Raw genomic sequence first — 14276 nt, 5'->3', positions numbered from 1 at the left:
CCGTCCTGCCCCGGTCGCCGACCGGCGGGCCCGGCTCACGGTGGTTATCGTCCAGGCATGGAGTCCGTGCGTGCCGTGCTCGTCGACATCGACGGGGTGCTGACCGTCTCGTGGCGGCCCCTGCCGGGGGCCGTGGAGGCGTTGCGGGAGATCCGGGCAGCCGGGCTCGCGGTGCTGCTGGTCACGAACACGACGTCACGGACGCGGGGGTCGATCGCCGGGACGCTCGCGGACGCGGGGTTCCCGGTGTCGGCCGAGGACATCCTGACCGCGCCCGCCGCCACCGCCGCCCACCTCGCCGAGCACTCTCCGGGCGCCCGGTGCGCCCTGCTGAACAGCGGCGACATCGCGGAGGACCTCGACGGTGTGACCGTCGTCGACGCGGCGGACTCCTCCGCCGTGCCCGATGTGGTGCTGATCGGCGGGGCCGGTCCGGAGTTCGGCTACGCCGCGCTGGACCGGGCCTTCGGGCATCTCCAGCGCGGGGCCCGGCTGGTGGCGATGCACCGCAACCTGTACTGGCGTACGGCCGAGCGGCTGCGGCTGGACTCGGGGGCGTTCCTGGCCGGGCTGGAGCAGGCCGCCCGGGTGGAGGCCGAGATCACCGGCAAACCGGCCCGGGCGTTCTTCGAGGCGGCGCTCGCCCGGCTGGGCGCCGGCGCGGGCGAGGCCCTGATGGTCGGGGACGACATCGAATCCGACGTGCTCGCGGCGCAGCGGGCCGGGATCACCGGAGTCCTCGTGCGGACCGGCAAGTTCCAGCCGGAGGACCTCCGGGCCGCCGACGGCACGCCCGACCACGTGATCGACTCCTTCGCGGAGCTTCCGGCGCTGCTGCGGGGTTCGGCGCAGCGGTAGTCTGCCGGGTCAGCGCAGCAGGAGTTGCAGGCCGCCCACGACCGTCGCCGCGATGACCAGCTGTTCGAACAGCCGCTGGTTGATCTTGTTGACCGCCCACTTGCCGAAGAGCGCGCCGGGCACGACGAACACCACGAGAGCCAGGTCGAGGAGCAGGGAGCGGCCGTCGATCAGGCCGAGACCTGCGCTGAAGGGCAGTTTGGAGACGTTGACGATCAGGAAGAAGAAGGCCGACGTGCCGAGGAAGCCGAGCTTGCGGAAGCCCGCGGACAGCAGGTACATCGACATCACCGGGCCGCCCGCGTTGGCCACCATGGTGGTGAAGCCGCCGAGGACGCCGTAGGAGCGGGCCTTCACCCGGCCCGCCCGGCCGGTGACCGACTCCGGCTCCTGTTCCGCGTCGGCCGTACGCCTGCGCCAGACCGTCACCCCGGCCATCAGCAGCAGGATCGCGCCGATCGAGGTGCGCACGATCCCGTCGTCCGCCCACATCAGGAACACCGTGCCGACGACGACGCCCGCGGCGACCGCCGGGAACAGCCGCCACAGTGTGGGCCAGTGGGCGTGCCGCCGGTAGGTCGCGACGGCGAGCAGGTCACCGGCGATCAGAACCGGCAGCAGCACGCCGGTGGAGGCACGGGCGGGCAGCACCGCGGCGAAGATGGCGAGGCTGACCGTGTTGGCCCCGCTCACGGCGGTCTTCGAGAAACCGACGAGCAGGGCCGCGAAGGCGAGCGCGGCGAACTCCCAGCCGGTGATGTGCCAGAGTGTCATCGTGTTCATGCGAGCACTGATGCTATGTGCAACGAACCGGGGCTCGCAGGGCCGTCTCGCCCGTCGGGCACAATCAGACGCCGTGGCCACCCCTCCTGATCCCGCCGTGCTGTACCCCGATGTCGCCGCCCGCGGCAGCCTCGCCGCAGCGCTCCGGGCCGAAGCGGGAGGCTGCCCGGGCGCCGTCCCCGTCACCTCTGCGGATTCCGCTCCGCTGCTCCACGCGACGGTGGCCGGCACTCTCCCGTACCGCGAGCCGCTGCGGATCAGCGCGTGGACGCACGAACGGCGGTGGTCGGTCCGGGGCGCGGATCGGTTCCAGGGCCTGCCGCTCGTCGACGGCAGGACGGACGACCTGGCGGAGGTGGCCAGGGCAGCCCGGGCGTGGCACGCCGGCGCGGCCCTGGAAGACATCCGCCGGGCGGCGCCTTTCGTGCACCTGAGCGGCCGGTTCGAGGTGCCGGACAACGATCCGGTGCGCCTGACGGAATCCGAGTGGCAGGGCATGCTCCAGGAGGCGAGCGAACTGGAGTACGCCTGGCAGGAGGCATACCAGGCCCTGATCGAGGCGGCGTACGCCGAGCCGGCGCTGCGCGCGCTGTACCCGTTCACGAGTCACTGGGCACTGCGCTTCTCGACCACCACCCGGCCGGGCCTGACCTTCACGGGGCCGTGCCTGACCGCGGGCAGCGACGGCATGTACGGAGTGGGCCGGGGCTTCGTCACTCCGGACCTCGGCCTCTTCACCACGGCGCGCGAGGCCGTGGCGCTGGCCGTGCGCCGGCTGCCCACCGGCCTCGGCCCGGTCGCGCTCGGCGGCTGACCCGCCCGGGCGGCTACGCCCGCTCGACCAGCACCGCACTCCCCTGCCCCACCCCGACACACATCGTCGCCAGGCCCCGCCCCGCCCCGGTCCGCCGCATCCGGTGGAGCAGCGTGGTCAGGATGCGGGCGCCCGAGCAGCCCAGCGGGTGGCCGAGGGCGATGGCCCCGCCGCTCGGGTTGACCAGCTCGGGGTCGACACCGAGCTGGTCCACGCAGGCCAGGGCCTGGGCGGCGAAGGCCTCGTTGAACTCGGCCTCCTCCAGGTCGCCGATGTTCCAGCCGGCTCGGGTCAGTACCTTGCGGGTGGCGGGGACCGGGCCGATGCCCATGACGTCGGGGTGTACGCCCGCGGAGGCTCCGGCGACATAGCGGCCCAGGGACTCCAGGCCCAGTTCGCGCAGGGCGTCCTCGCTGACCAGGAGGAGGCCCGCGGCGCCGTCGTTCATCGGGGAGGCGTTGCCCGCGGTGACCGTACCGCCGTTCCGGAAGACCGGCTTCAGCCGGGACAGCTTCTCGTACGAGGTGTCCTCGCGGACGCACTCGTCGGTGTCGACGACGACCCCGTCGGGGCGTTCCACGGGCAGGAGTTCGTCGTCGAAGTGGCCGTTCTTGCGGGCCAGGGCGGCGCGCTGGTGGCTGCGCAGGGCGAACTCGTCCTGGCGTTCGCGCGGGATGCCGTACCGCGCGGCGACCTCCTCGGCCGTCTCGCCCATGGGGAGCAGGCCGTGCAGGTCCCGCATCGCGGGGTTGACCAGGCGCCAACCGAGGCGGGTGTCGGCGGTCTCGATACGGTGCGGCAGGGCCTCGTCGGGACGGGGCAGGACGAAGGGGGCGCGGCTCATCGACTCGGAGCCGCCCGCGATCACGATGTCGGCCTCGCCGGCGGCGATGGTGCGGGCCGCCGTGGTCACGGCCTCCAGGCCGGACGCGCAGAGGCGGTTGACGGTGGCGCCGGGTACGGACTCGGGGAGGCCGGCGAGCAGCGCGGCCATGCGGGCGACGTTGCGGTTGTCTTCACCGGCCTGGTTGGCGGCGCCCCAGTAGACGTCGTCGATCCGGGCCGGGTCGAGTGCCGGCAGATTGGCGACCAGGGCGCGGACGACGGTCGCGGCGAGGTCGTCGGGCCGTACCGAGGAGAGGGATCCCCGCAGCTTGCCGATGGGGGTGCGGCGGGCGGCCGCGAAGTGGACGGGACGCACGAGAGGACTCCTCACACCACTTAATTAGCACTGCTAGTTTCGGACTATAGACCCTCGGTCCGCCCCCTGTGAAGATTCCGGGGCAGAGCTGCTCTCGGAGGGCGTTATCGCAGGCCGGAACAACCGGCCTGTGTGCTTCCGCATCGGGGTTTGCCCCAGGGGGGCCGGGGCACCCGCGCGTTCATGGAGTGGTTGCGGAGCGCCGCCTGTGTGGATGAGGACCCCGAGTTGTTCTTCCCCGTGGGCACGACAGGCCCGGCCCTGCGGGACGTCGACGCCGCGAAGCGGATCTGTGCGCGCTGCCCGGTGACCGACCAGTGCCTGAGCTTCGCGCTGAGCAGCGGCCAGGCCGCGGGCGTGTGGGGCGGGACCTGCGAGGAGGAGCGCGACGCACTGCTCCGGACCACGAGGAACGACGCGAGGAGGAGAAGCGCCCTATGACGGCTGTGCGGAGCACACTGCCCGACGAGGCCCGCCGGGTCTCGTGCGAGGCACTCCAGGACACTCTGGTGGATCTGCTGGGACTCTCGCTGATCGGGAAGCAGGCGCACTGGAACATCGTCGGACCTCGGTTCCGGTCGATCCACCTCCAGCTCGATGAAGTGGTCTCGGCCGCGCGGAGCTTCGCCGACACGGTGGCGGAGCGGTCCGCGGCGCTCGGCGTCCCGCCGGACGGCCGGCCCGAGACCATCGCCAAGGCCTTCACACTGCCCGCCCCCAAGGAGGGCTGGGTGCGCGACTCGGACGCCGTGCAGGTCATGGTGGAGTCCCTCCAGGACGCCATCGGCCGGCTGCGCGAGCGCATCGACGCGACCGAGAAGGCCGACCTGGTCACCCAGGACCTGCTGATCAGCATCACCGCCGAGCTGGAGAAGCAGCGGTGGATGTTCGACGCCGAGAACGTCCCCCGCGAGGGCTGACCGGCGCGCACGTACGCACGGAAAGGGGCATGTGATGACCGACGCCCTTGAACTCGACGCGCTGTGGGAGGACTTCCACCGCGTGGTGAACATGACCTCGCAGGAGCTCGCGGCCTGGTTGCGGATGCGGGACGCCGACGAGGACGCCGAGCCGCTTCCCGACCAGGCGGGTACGCAGACCGGGCAGCACGTCCTGGCGATCCTGCAGAAGCGGCGCACCGACCTCACCGAGGACGACCTGCGGGTGATGCGGAAGGTCGTGGACACGGTCACGTCGCAGGTGGACGTGGAGAACGAGCCGGAGCCCGAGGTGACGGCCGAGGACACGCGCCGCCGGCGCCGGCTGATGACGGTCGGCCACGATCCCCTCAAGGGGTAGTCGTGGACCGGCAGGAGCGCGTCGTGCGCGAACTGCTCGACGCGCACGGCCGGACGTACGCGGACGAGGCGGGAATCCGGCTGAAGGACACCCCGCAGCCGCTGTACCGGCTGCTGGTGCTGGCCCATCTGCTCAGCGCCCGCATCCGCGGCTCGATCGCGCTGGCCACCGCCCGTGCCCTGCACGAGGCGGGGCTGCGCGACCCGCGCCGCATGGCCGAGGCCGACTGGCAGGAGCGGGTGGACGCGCTCGGCCGGGGCGGCTACCGGCGCTACGACGAGCGTACGGCCACCCAACTCGGTGACGGAGCCGAGCTGTTGAACGAGCGGTGGGGCGGGGATCTGCGGCGCCTGCGCCGGGAGGCGGACGGCAAGGTGTCCGCACTGCGCCATCTGCTGCAGGAGTTCCCCGGGATGGGGCCGGCCGGTGCCGACATCTTCCTGCGCGAGGTACAGGGTGTGTGGCCGGAGGCCGCCCCGTACCTCGACGCCAAGGCGCTTCAGGGCGCCGAGCGGCTGAAGCTGCCGAAGGACCCGGGCCGCCTCGTCGAACTGGCCGGGCGGACCGACCCGGCCGTCCTCGCCGCGGCGCTGGTCCGGGCGGCGGTGGACAAGGACGTCGCCGAGGACACGCTGCGGCGGGCCGCCTGACCGACCGGGCCGCCGCCCGGGCCGGCTCACCCCGGGCGGACTCGGGCCCGGCCACTCACCCCAGCAACCAGCCCCCGTCCACGGGCAGTTCCACCGCGTTGACCGACCGGTTGCGCAGCAGGAAGTCGACCGCGTCCACCACGTCCGCCATGGAGGCCAGCCGCCCGGTGGGCGTCTCGGTACGCAGCACGTCGAGAACCTTCTCCGGTTTGGCCTGCCAGTACGGGCTGTCGCCCACGACGCCGGGGTGCACCGCGTTGACCCGGACGGGAGCGAGTTCGACGGCCAGGGAGTTCATCAGGCCCCGGACGCCCGCGTTGACCGTCGCCACCGTCGTCGCCCCCGGGTAGGGGCGTTCCTTGGCCTGTCCGCCGAAGAGCACGATGGCGCTGTCGTCGTGCAGCCGGGCCCGCAGCGTGTGCACGACCTCCGTGTAGCCGACGAGCTTGAGGGTGACCAGCCGCAGCGCGGCGTCGATGTCGTACTCGTTCACCTTGTTGTCGTCCCGGGAGACACCCGCGACCACCAGATGGTCGACGCGTCCCACGTCGGCCAGCGCCGCCGCGATCTCCAGCGGCCGCGCCAGGTCGAGGGCGATGCCCCGGGCGCCGAACTCCTTGGCGATCAGGTCGGATCGGTGGGCGTCACGGCTGGTCAGGACGACTTCGTCGCCGCGCTCGGCTCGGGCCCGGGCGAACGCGAGGCCGATGCCCGACGTGCCGCCGACGACAAGGACATTGCTCATGACCCCTCCTCAAGCACGTGGCGCAGATAGTCCCAGTCCCTGGTGAACCGGTACGAGTGCCGCGACGGTGGCTGCGGCGCCTGGGTCTCCAGCCACCGCAGGGGCCCCTGCCCGGCATTGACGAACCCATGCACGCAGCCGGCGCCCGCCCACGCGAGGTCCCCGGGCTCCAGCCGGTACCGCTCGCCGTCGAGGGTGGTCTCGGCGACGCCCTCCAGGATCAGATACGTCTCCTCGAAGGGGTGGTCGTGGGTGCCGATGACGCCGTCGGACGCGTACTGCACCATGAACATCGTCGAGCCGACCGCGCCCAGGTCGCTGTCGACCATCATCTTCACGGTGATGCCGCTGTAGACCAGCAGCGCGGTGCGCATGCTCGCCGTGACGGCCAGCAGGTCCTGGGACTGCTTGCCGGGGTCCATCTGGGCGGGCTCGAAGTGACCGAAGGAGCGGGTGCGCGGGTCGCGGACGTCGACCCGGACGGGGTCGCGAACGGGCAGGTCGGGCACCGTCTGGGTGTCGTGGCCGTAGCGGGCCCGCGGCACGGGGGCGAGCATGTCCGCCCAGCGGCCGCCGGTGTCGCCTGCGCCGCGCCAGGCGTGCGGGACGCCGATCGGCAGCAGGCCGTAGTCACCCTCCTCCAGCAGGTACGAGCCCTCGGGCAGGTCGAGGACCACGGCCCCGTCGAGGATGTGGAAGCTCTCCTCGTACGAGTGCACGTGGGCGGGCACACGGCCGTCCGGCCGTAGTTCGCACAGGCCGAAGCCGGTGTGCACACTGCCGTCGCCCTCGCCGACCAGTGTCCGCCGCCGGTGGCCGAGGGCGTCGTACGGCGGCTCGGGCAGTTCGGCCGCCCGGCGCACCAGATGGTTCGTCATGCCGGGGCCCTCTCGCCCGTCCCGTCCTTCGCCTCCTTCGTCTCCTTCGCCGCGAGGAGCCGGTCCCGGGCCTCCGCGACGAGCCGCAGCGCGCGCCCGGTGTCGGCGACCAGCCTGCCGTCGCGCTTGTGGATCACGCCGTCTACGAGGACGGTGTCCACGTTGGACACGTCCGCGCACAGGGTCACCGCGGCCGCCGCGTCGTGCACGGGCGCGACGTTCAGCGCGGTGGCGTCGATCGCGACGATGTCGGCGCGCTTTCCGGGGGTGAGGGAGCCGGTACGGTCCTCCAGTCCTGCGACATGGGCGCCGTTGACGGTGGCGATCTCCAGCATCTGACGCGCTGTCAGCATGGTGCTCGGGACGGGCATGTTGGCCTGCCAGCAGTCGGCGTTGACGCGGGCGCGCTCGGCACCGAAGGCCGCGCGGATCTGGGTGAACATGTCGCCGGGCACGGTGGTGACGACGTCGATGCTGAGCGACGGCCGCAGCCCGTGCTCGATCGCCTGCATCACCGGCGGCCAGCCGTGCCCCATCTGGAGCTCCACCTGCGGTGCGACGGACACCGTGCCCCCGCTGTCGGCGACCATCCGCCACTCCTCCTCGCTGAAGTAGCAGCAGTGGACGTAGGTGGTGTCCGGGCCGAGGAGCCCCATGCCGTGGAGCTGCCTGACCATGCCGAAGCGGCCGGCCAGCCGCCCCATGGCCACGTGCACGGTGATCGGGATGCCCAGTTCGCGGGCGAGCGCCCACTCGGCGGCGACGACCTCGTTGACGCAGAAGCCGGGTCCGCGGGTGGCGAGCCCCATGGTCAGCAGGCCGTCGTCCGACGCGAAGTGCGTCGACCGGATCCGCCGGACGTCGTCGGCCGGTATCGCGATCTTGCTCTCGAACCAGTAGTCGGCGAGGGAGGTGTTGGCGCTGCCGTACGCGTACTGCGCCCGGATGCCTGACTCCGCCAGGCCCTGGATCGCGGCGTCCGGGTGGTCCGGGGTGTTGTTGATGTGCGACCAGTCGACGAGCGTGGTGATGCCGGCGTTGAGGCATTCCAGCGCGCCCGCGAGGTTGGCCGCGTAGACGTCCTCCGGGGTGTACAGGGGTGCGAAGGTGTCGAGGATGTCGACGAAGTAGTCGTCGAGGGTGGCGTCGGGTGCGACGCCCCGGATCGGCGCCTCCCAGGTGTGGCGGTGGGTGTCGACGAAGCCGGGGATCACGATGTGGCCGCTCATGTCCAGGACTTCGGCGTCGGCGCTGATCTCGGGCTCGACGGCCACGATCCTGCCGTCCTCGACGAGGACGTCCCCCTGGGGCAGATCACCGACGGCGGGGTCCATCGAGATCACATGACCGGAGCGCAGCAGTGTTCTTGTGGTCATCGCGCTTCCTCCAGGATGTCGGTGCGGGGTCGGTGGGCAGCGTCGACGGGCAGCTCAGTAGGCGGCGAGTCCGCGGACCGCCGTGACGACCTTGTCGGCGGTGGGGATGACCTGTTCCTCCAGCGCGTCGGCGAACGGCAGCGGGACGCACTCCCCCGCCACCCGCCGCACGGGCGCGTCCAGCAGGCCGAAACCCTCGTCGGCGACGATCGAGACGACGGTGCCGCCCCAGCCGCCCTGGTACGGGTTCTCCTCCACGGTGACGAGCCGCGAGGTCTTGTTCAGCGAGGCGAGGACGGTCGCGGCGTCCAGCGGGACCAGGCAGCGCAGGTCGATCACCTCCGCCTCGATCCCCTCCCCCGACAGCACGTCGGCGGCCTTCAGCGCCAGGGGCACCGTCGAGGCGAGCGCGACGAGCGTGACGTCGGCGCCTTCGCGGACGACGGCGGCCCGGCCCAGCTCGACGACATGATCAGGCGGTGGCGGCGGCCCCTTGGTGGCCAGCAGGGCCTTGTGCTCGAAGAAGACCACGGGGTCGTCGCTGCGGATCGCCGCCGCCATCATGCCGATGACGTCGGCGGGGGTGGCCGGTGCCGCGATCTTCAGGCCGGGGACGGCCAGGGCCCAGTTCTCGGTGGCCTGGGAGTGCTGGGCGCCGAATCCGAGCCCGCCGCCGTTGGCGGTGCGCACGACCAGCGGCACCGTCACCTGGCCGCCGGTCATGTAGCGGACCTTGGGGATCTCGTTGGCGAGGTAGTCCCAGCAGCAGGCCAGGAAGTCGGAGAACATGATCTCCGCGACGGGCCGCATCCCGGTCATCGCGGCGCCCATCGCCGCACCCACGATGGCCTGTTCGGATATGGGCGTGTCCCATACCCGCTCGGGCCCGAACTCCTTCAACAGGCCCATGGTCGTCTTGAACACGCCGCCGGCCGCGGCGATGTCCTCCCCGAGGCACACGACCGACGTGTCCCGGCGCATCTCGCGCGCGATGCCCTCGGCGACGGCTTCCCGGTAGGTGATCACGTCCGCCATGCGGCACCTCCGTCCGCCCACACGTCGGTCAGCGCCTCCCGCGGATCGGGCGGGGGCCCGGCCTTCGCCGCCTCGACGGCCCGCTCGACAAGGGCCCGGGCCCGCTCGTCGGCCTCCGCGACCGTCTCCGTCCCGACCCCCGACTCGGCGAGCCGCCCCCGGGCGAGATCCAACGGGTCGTGCTTGAGCCACCGTTCGACCTCCTCGGCCGGACGGTAGGCAGCCGGGTCGGAGCGGCTGTGCCCGAAGTGCCGGTAGGTCTCGGCCTCCAGTACGGCGGGCCCGTCCCCTGCCCGGGCCCGCCGCGCGAGCCGCGCCACCGCCTCCTCGACGGCCACGACGTCGTTGCCGTCCACGACCTCGCCCGGGATGCCGTGGGCGGGCGCCCGGTCGGCGGCGGGCCGGGCCACCGCCGTGACGTCGGCGATCGGCGTGTACTCCATGTACAGGTTGTTCTCGCACACGAACAGCACCGGCAGCTTCCACACGGCGGCCAGGTTGAGCGACTCGTGGAAGGCGCCGATGTTGGTCGCGCCGTCACCGAAGAAGGCGACCGCGAGCTGGTCCGTGCCGCGCAGCCGGGCCGACCAGGCCGCGCCGACCGCCATCGGGAGATGGGAACCGACGATGGCGTACGAGCCGAGCATGCCGGTGGCCGCCTTGGTCAGGTGCATGGAGCCGCCCTTTGCCTTGCACAGCCCGGTCGCCCGGCTCATCAGCTCGGCGAGGCACTCCTCGGGCGTGGCGCCCCGGGCGAGGGCATGGTGGTGGCCCCTATAGGTGGCGAACACATAGTCGTCCGGGCGCAGGGCGGCGCTCGCCCCCACGGCGATCGCCTCCTGCCCGGCGGCCAGATGCGTGGTGCCCTTCACCAGGCCCTGGAGGAACAGGTCGTGGGCGGCCTTCTCCGTACGGCGGATGACGGCCATCCGCTCGTAGCAGGCGAGGAGTCCGGCGGCGTCCATCAGTCCGCTCCGTCGCCACGAGGGGTGTTGAGATGGGACTGCGACTCCCGGCGGGTGTTCAGCTCACCGCCCACCGTCCAGTACTTGCGCCCGGCCACCAGCAGTTCCTCGGCGGGGAACTTGGTGATCACCTCGCAGCCGTCGGCGGTGACGACGAGCTCCTCCTCGATCCGGGCGGCGGACCAGCCGTCGGCGGCCGGCCAGTACGTCTCCAGGGCGAACACCATGCCCTCTTCGAGGACTTCGGGGTGGTCGAGGGAGACCAGGCGGCTGAAGATCGGCTTCTCCCAGATCGACAGGCCGACGCCATGGCCGTACTGGAGGGCGAACGCGGCGGTCTCGTCGGCGAAGCCGAACTCCTCCGCGCGCGGCCAGACCCGCACGATGTCGGCGGTGGTCGCACCGGGCCGGACGAGCGCGATCGCCTGGTCCATGTACGCGCGGCAGCGCACATAGGCGTCCCGCTGCGCACGGGAGGCGCTGCCCACGGCGAAGGTGCGGTAGTAGCAGGTGCGGTAGCCGAGGTGGCTGTGCAGGATGTCGAAGAAGGCCGGGTCACCGGGGCGGATCAGGCGGTCGCTGTAGACGTGCGGATGCGGCGAACACCGCTCGCCCGAGATGGCGTTGACGCCCTCGACGTACTCGCTGCCGAGGTCGTACAGGACCTTGGCCACGACCCCGACGCACTCGTTCTCGCGCACGCCCGGGCGCAGATACCCGTAGAGCTCCTCGTAGGCCGCGTCGACCATCGCACAGGCCTGGGTGAGCAGGGCGATCTCGTCACCGGTCTTGATCCGGCGGGCCTCCAGGAAGACCTGCTGTCCGTCGACGACGTCGATGCCTTCGGCGCGCAGGGCGGCGAGCACGGGCATCTCGGCCACATCGACGCCGAGCGGTTCGTTCGCCAGCCCGTGGTCGCGCAGCTCGGCGGCGATCTTGGCGGCCACGTCCTCAGCGATACCCGCGTCCGGGTGGAAGGCGCCGCGCAGGGTGGAGATGCCGGCCCGGGCGCCGGTGGGCGGACCGCCCTTGCCGTCGCTGTAGTCGAGCCACGGGTTGTACAGCTGGTGGTGGCGGGCGGCGGAGCCGAAGTCCCAGACGACGGGTTCGCCGTCGCGCACCAGCAGGGCGAAGCGGATCAGCTTGTCCATCGCCCAGGTGCCGATGTGTGTGGCGGTCATGTAGCGGATGTTGGCGAAGTCGAAGCTGAGCACCGCGCCGAGTTCGGAGCGGTTCAGAGATTCGTGCAGCCGGGCCAGGCGCTGTCCGCGCAGCCGGTCCAGGTCGATGCGCTCTTCCCAGTCGACGGCGTTGGGGCCGTATGTGCGGATCGCCATGGCGACCACCCCCACTTCGGAGTGAACGCCCGGGTCCTGCGGGTGTCAAGTGTCACTGAACATCGCCGGAGACGAACCAGACACCGACAGCCGGTACCTCTCCATCGTTGCGGTAGCGGTGGGGGGTCGTCGACTCGAAGGAGACGGCGTCGCCCGGGCGCACGGTGTACTCGTCGAAACCGAGGGTGAGGATCAGTTCGCCGGAGATCAGATAGCCGTACTCGGTGCCGGAGTGCCGCATCAGGGCGCCGGAGCCGGAGGAGGCGCCGCCGGGCCGGTAGGTCACCAGCAGGAAGTCGACATCCGCGCCCGGCACCCGGCCCAGGCGCTCCCACACGACGCCCGAGTCCAGCTCCAGCGTCTCGCGCTCACCCGCACCGACCAGGGGGCCGATCCGCCGCCCCGGATCGGCGGCGAAGGCGGCCAGGGCGTGCAGGACAGCGCCGGGCGGGTTCACGCCGGCCATCGGCGAGGAGGCCCGGGCGTCGAAGAGGGACTCGACGGATATTCCCAGGACGGTCGTGATCGCATAGAGGGTGCTGACGGACGGCTGGCTCTTCCCGGTCTCGATCTGCGACACGAGACTCGCCGACACACCGACTTCTCGTGCGAGCGCACGCAGGCTCGTCCCACGCTCCAGACGCGCCTGCCGGATACGCGCCCCGACGGGCGGCACGACGGCGGCTGACACGGGCGGCTCCTCTCGGGTCCCAGGCCGTGTGTGCAGTCTCATTGAACAGCGCGCGGGAGCCCCGGCGCCACTACTTCCCTGCCGGGAACACCGCCGTCACCTGCCGGCCCGCTCCCCCGTCCACACAGCCGCGAGGTCCCGCGTGCAGCTCGCCGCCCAGCGCCGTCACACGTTCGGTCAGGCCGACCAGGCCGAAGCCGCCGCCGTGGGCGGCCTCCGGGAGCTGGGTGCCGCCGTGCCGTCGTCCGTCACCGTGACCTCCAGCCGGTCGCCGGGGCAGGCCGGCCGGACGGCGACCTCTGTGGCGTCGCCCCCGTGGCGCCGTTCGTTGGTCAGCGTTTGCACGACCCGGAAGGCAGCCGCCTGCACCTCGTGCGGCAGGTCGTCGGACACGGCCGGGTCGCGGTGCAGGACGGTTCTCCGAACCGGGCCCGCAAAGCCTTCGACAGGTCCGCGACGGCGGCCAGGTCGCCGACGGGCCGGCGGTCGGCGAACGCCGGGCCGGAGTCGCGCAGCACGCCCACCGTGCGCCGCATGGACGCCGGCACCTCGCCCTGCAACGACCGGTAGTGCCGCATCGGCAGCAGGAGCACGGCGACCGCGTCGAGCACCCCGCACACCAGGGCCCACGGCCACGGGCAGTGGCGTACGGCGACGAACAGCAGGCTCAGCAGGACCGCCACCTCGCCCGGCCCGGAGGGCGCCTCCGCACGGTCCGCCGACAGCACGCCCGCCGTGTGGAGCGCGGAGACCACGGCGGGCGCTGCGGTGCGCAGCTCCTCCGCAGCCCTGCCCCGGACCCTGTCCAAAGCCCGGTCCCAAGCCCTGAGGCATGATCGACCCATGACGACTCCCGGCCAACCCGGCCCGCCCGGCGGCCCCGGTCGCCGCGGCGCTCCCATCCGGGTGCTCATCGCGGACGACCAGGACATGATCCGTACCGGATTCCGGTTCTTCCTCGACGCCCAGCCGGACATCACCGTGGTCGCCGAGGCCCGCGACGGCGAGGAGGCCGTGGCGCTGGCCCGGCGCGAACGGCCGGACGTGTGCCTGCTGGACATCCGGATGCCGAAGCTGGACGGGCTGGAGGCGACGCGCCTGCTGGCCGGGCCGGACGTCGCCGACCCCGTGCGGGTGGTCGTGGTCACCACCTTCGACCTCGACGAGTACGTGTACGGCGCGCTGCGCGGCGGCGCCTGCGGATTCCTGCTCAAGGACTCCGGGCCGACCCTCCTCGCGGAGGCCGTCCGGGCCGCCGCCGCGGGCGACTCGCTGGTCTCCCCCTCGGTCACGGTCCGGCTGCTCAAGCACGTCACCGCGCCGGCGGCCGCCGACATCGCGCCACGGCCGGCGCCTGCGGCCCCCTCCGCTCCGCTCCGGGAGCCGCTGACCGAGCGCGAGCTGGACGTGGTCCGCCTGGTCGCCCTCGGCCGTACCAACGCCGAGATCGCGGCCGAACTGTACGTCTCCCTCTCCACGGTCAAGACGCACCTGTCCAGCGTCCAGCTCAAGCTGGCCGCCCGGAACCGCGTCGAGATCGCGGCCTGGGCCTGGCAGAACGGCTGGGTCCGGGCCGGAGCGTGAGGCGTCCGTGCCGCGGGCGGCGCTCACCCGAACAGTCCGGTGCCGGTGGTGGGCCGTCGG

Annotated in this window: 18 protein-coding genes; 7 read left to right on the top strand and 11 right to left on the bottom strand. The window is 72.4% G+C overall.

Translation table 11 applies throughout. The annotated features are described in order from the left end of the window. The first annotated feature begins 57 nt into the window (after positions 1-57). Positions 58-858 (top strand): HAD-IIA family hydrolase, encoded by an 801-nt coding sequence (locus ACH4G3_RS05705; RefSeq protein WP_397623235.1) that lies wholly within the window; start codon positions 58-60, stop codon positions 856-858. A gap of 9 nt (positions 859-867) precedes the next feature. Here the strand turns inward: ACH4G3_RS05705 and ACH4G3_RS05700 are convergent, their stop codons facing one another. Continuing rightward, positions 868-1641: a sulfite exporter TauE/SafE family protein gene (locus tag ACH4G3_RS05700; RefSeq protein WP_397623234.1), complete on the bottom strand. Its 774-nt coding sequence runs from the start codon at positions 1639-1641 to the stop codon at positions 868-870. 73 nt (positions 1642-1714) lie between these two features. On the opposite strand from ACH4G3_RS05700, the gene ACH4G3_RS05695 reads away from it, so the two are divergent. Beyond that, complete coding sequence (locus ACH4G3_RS05695; RefSeq protein ID WP_397623233.1) at positions 1715-2455, top strand: DUF6193 family natural product biosynthesis protein; 741 nt, start codon at positions 1715-1717, stop codon at positions 2453-2455. A gap of 13 nt (positions 2456-2468) precedes the next feature. On the opposite strand, the gene ACH4G3_RS05690 is transcribed toward ACH4G3_RS05695, so the two are convergent. Continuing rightward, positions 2469-3656 carry a thiolase family protein gene (locus ACH4G3_RS05690; RefSeq protein WP_397623232.1) on the bottom strand — a complete coding sequence of 396 codons (1188 nt, stop codon included), beginning with the start codon at positions 3654-3656 and terminating at the stop codon, positions 2469-2471. A 210-nt stretch (positions 3657-3866) separates the two neighbouring features. Between ACH4G3_RS05690 and ACH4G3_RS05685 the strand changes: the two genes are divergently transcribed. From ACH4G3_RS05685 to ACH4G3_RS05670, 4 genes are read left to right on the top strand one after another with little or no spacing between them, the layout of a single operon-like run. After that, positions 3867-4097 carry a WhiB family transcriptional regulator gene (locus tag ACH4G3_RS05685; RefSeq protein WP_397623231.1) on the top strand — a complete coding sequence of 77 codons (231 nt, stop codon included), beginning with the start codon at positions 3867-3869 and terminating at the stop codon, positions 4095-4097. Continuing rightward, the gene (locus ACH4G3_RS05680) at positions 4094-4576 is read left to right on the top strand and encodes a Dps family protein (protein ID WP_037666874.1); all 483 of its coding nucleotides are present in this window, start codon (positions 4094-4096) and stop codon (positions 4574-4576) included. Before ACH4G3_RS05685 ends, ACH4G3_RS05680 begins: the two co-directional genes overlap by 4 nt. Before the next feature lie 34 nt (positions 4577-4610). Continuing rightward, positions 4611-4955 carry a DUF3140 domain-containing protein gene (locus ACH4G3_RS05675; RefSeq protein WP_010044727.1) on the top strand — a complete coding sequence of 115 codons (345 nt, stop codon included), beginning with the start codon at positions 4611-4613 and terminating at the stop codon, positions 4953-4955. 2 nt (positions 4956-4957) lie between these two features. After that, complete coding sequence (locus tag ACH4G3_RS05670; protein ID WP_397623230.1) at positions 4958-5605, top strand: endonuclease; 648 nt, start codon at positions 4958-4960, stop codon at positions 5603-5605. 55 nt (positions 5606-5660) lie between these two features. Here ACH4G3_RS05670 and ACH4G3_RS05665 read toward each other — a convergent pair whose 3' ends face one another. The 9 genes from ACH4G3_RS05665 to ACH4G3_RS05625 form a co-directional block, all read right to left on the bottom strand. Then, a complete protein-coding gene (locus ACH4G3_RS05665) occupies positions 5661-6350 on the bottom strand; it encodes an SDR family oxidoreductase (RefSeq protein WP_397623229.1) in 690 nt (229 codons plus the stop codon). Then, positions 6347-7228: a cupin domain-containing protein gene (locus ACH4G3_RS05660; RefSeq protein WP_397623228.1), complete on the bottom strand. Its 882-nt coding sequence runs from the start codon at positions 7226-7228 to the stop codon at positions 6347-6349. Before ACH4G3_RS05660 ends, ACH4G3_RS05665 begins: the two co-directional genes overlap by 4 nt. After that, positions 7225-8604, bottom strand: a complete 1380-nt coding sequence (locus ACH4G3_RS05655) for an amidohydrolase family protein (protein WP_397623227.1) — start codon at positions 8602-8604, stop codon at positions 7225-7227. The genes ACH4G3_RS05660 and ACH4G3_RS05655 overlap by 4 nt, the downstream gene beginning before the upstream one ends. 54 nt (positions 8605-8658) lie before the next feature. After that, positions 8659-9639 (bottom strand): alpha-ketoacid dehydrogenase subunit beta, encoded by a 981-nt coding sequence (locus ACH4G3_RS05650; RefSeq protein WP_397623226.1) that lies wholly within the window; start codon positions 9637-9639, stop codon positions 8659-8661. Further along, complete coding sequence (locus ACH4G3_RS05645) at positions 9627-10604, bottom strand: thiamine pyrophosphate-dependent dehydrogenase E1 component subunit alpha (protein WP_397623225.1); 978 nt, start codon at positions 10602-10604, stop codon at positions 9627-9629. The genes ACH4G3_RS05650 and ACH4G3_RS05645 overlap by 13 nt, the downstream gene beginning before the upstream one ends. After that, complete coding sequence (locus ACH4G3_RS05640; protein ID WP_397623224.1) at positions 10604-11941, bottom strand: M24 family metallopeptidase; 1338 nt, start codon at positions 11939-11941, stop codon at positions 10604-10606. Before ACH4G3_RS05640 ends, ACH4G3_RS05645 begins: the two co-directional genes overlap by 1 nt. A 52-nt stretch (positions 11942-11993) precedes the next feature. Beyond that, positions 11994-12632 (bottom strand): helix-turn-helix domain-containing protein, encoded by a 639-nt coding sequence (locus ACH4G3_RS05635; RefSeq protein ID WP_397623223.1) that lies wholly within the window; start codon positions 12630-12632, stop codon positions 11994-11996. Positions 12633-12809: 177 nt separating this feature from the next. Continuing rightward, on the bottom strand, positions 12810-12977 hold the full coding sequence (locus tag ACH4G3_RS05630) for an ATP-binding protein (protein WP_397623222.1): 168 nt from the start codon (positions 12975-12977) through the stop codon (positions 12810-12812). Next, a complete protein-coding gene (locus ACH4G3_RS05625; protein WP_397623221.1) occupies positions 12965-13441 on the bottom strand; it encodes a hypothetical protein in 477 nt (158 codons plus the stop codon). Before ACH4G3_RS05625 ends, ACH4G3_RS05630 begins: the two co-directional genes overlap by 13 nt. Before the next feature lie 34 nt (positions 13442-13475). Between ACH4G3_RS05625 and ACH4G3_RS05620 the strand changes: the two genes are divergently transcribed. Further along, entirely contained in the window at positions 13476-14216 is a 741-nt protein-coding gene (locus tag ACH4G3_RS05620; protein ID WP_397623220.1) for a response regulator transcription factor, read from the top strand. Positions 14217-14276 lie beyond the last annotated feature (60 nt).

It is taken from the genome of Streptomyces afghaniensis, assembly GCF_044327915.1.
Lineage (GTDB): Bacteria > Actinomycetota > Actinomycetes > Streptomycetales > Streptomycetaceae > Streptomyces > Streptomyces afghaniensis.
This window is presented reverse-complemented; position numbering and strand designations above follow the sequence as displayed.

Excerpts from the sequence above, each read along its gene's own strand:
- ACH4G3_RS05680 (WP_037666874.1), top strand. The coding sequence starts at position 4,094 with ATGACGGCTGTGCGGAGCACACTGCCCGACGAGGCCCGCCGGGTCTCG.
- ACH4G3_RS05655 (WP_397623227.1), bottom strand. The coding sequence starts at position 8,604 with ATGACCACAAGAACACTGCTGCGCTCCGGTCATGTGATCTCGATGGAC.
- ACH4G3_RS05705 (WP_397623235.1), top strand. The coding sequence starts at position 58 with ATGGAGTCCGTGCGTGCCGTGCTCGTCGACATCGACGGGGTGCTGACC.
- ACH4G3_RS05665 (WP_397623229.1), bottom strand. The coding sequence starts at position 6,350 with ATGAGCAATGTCCTTGTCGTCGGCGGCACGTCGGGCATCGGCCTCGCG.
- ACH4G3_RS05700 (WP_397623234.1), bottom strand. The coding sequence starts at position 1,641 with ATGAACACGATGACACTCTGGCACATCACCGGCTGGGAGTTCGCCGCG.
- ACH4G3_RS05675 (WP_010044727.1), top strand. The coding sequence starts at position 4,611 with ATGACCGACGCCCTTGAACTCGACGCGCTGTGGGAGGACTTCCACCGC.
- ACH4G3_RS05660 (WP_397623228.1), bottom strand. The coding sequence starts at position 7,228 with ATGACGAACCATCTGGTGCGCCGGGCGGCCGAACTGCCCGAGCCGCCG.
- ACH4G3_RS05620 (WP_397623220.1), top strand. The coding sequence starts at position 13,476 with ATGACGACTCCCGGCCAACCCGGCCCGCCCGGCGGCCCCGGTCGCCGC.
- ACH4G3_RS05645 (WP_397623225.1), bottom strand. The coding sequence starts at position 10,604 with ATGGACGCCGCCGGACTCCTCGCCTGCTACGAGCGGATGGCCGTCATC.
- ACH4G3_RS05640 (WP_397623224.1), bottom strand. The coding sequence starts at position 11,941 with ATGGCGATCCGCACATACGGCCCCAACGCCGTCGACTGGGAAGAGCGC.
- ACH4G3_RS05650 (WP_397623226.1), bottom strand. The coding sequence starts at position 9,639 with ATGGCGGACGTGATCACCTACCGGGAAGCCGTCGCCGAGGGCATCGCG.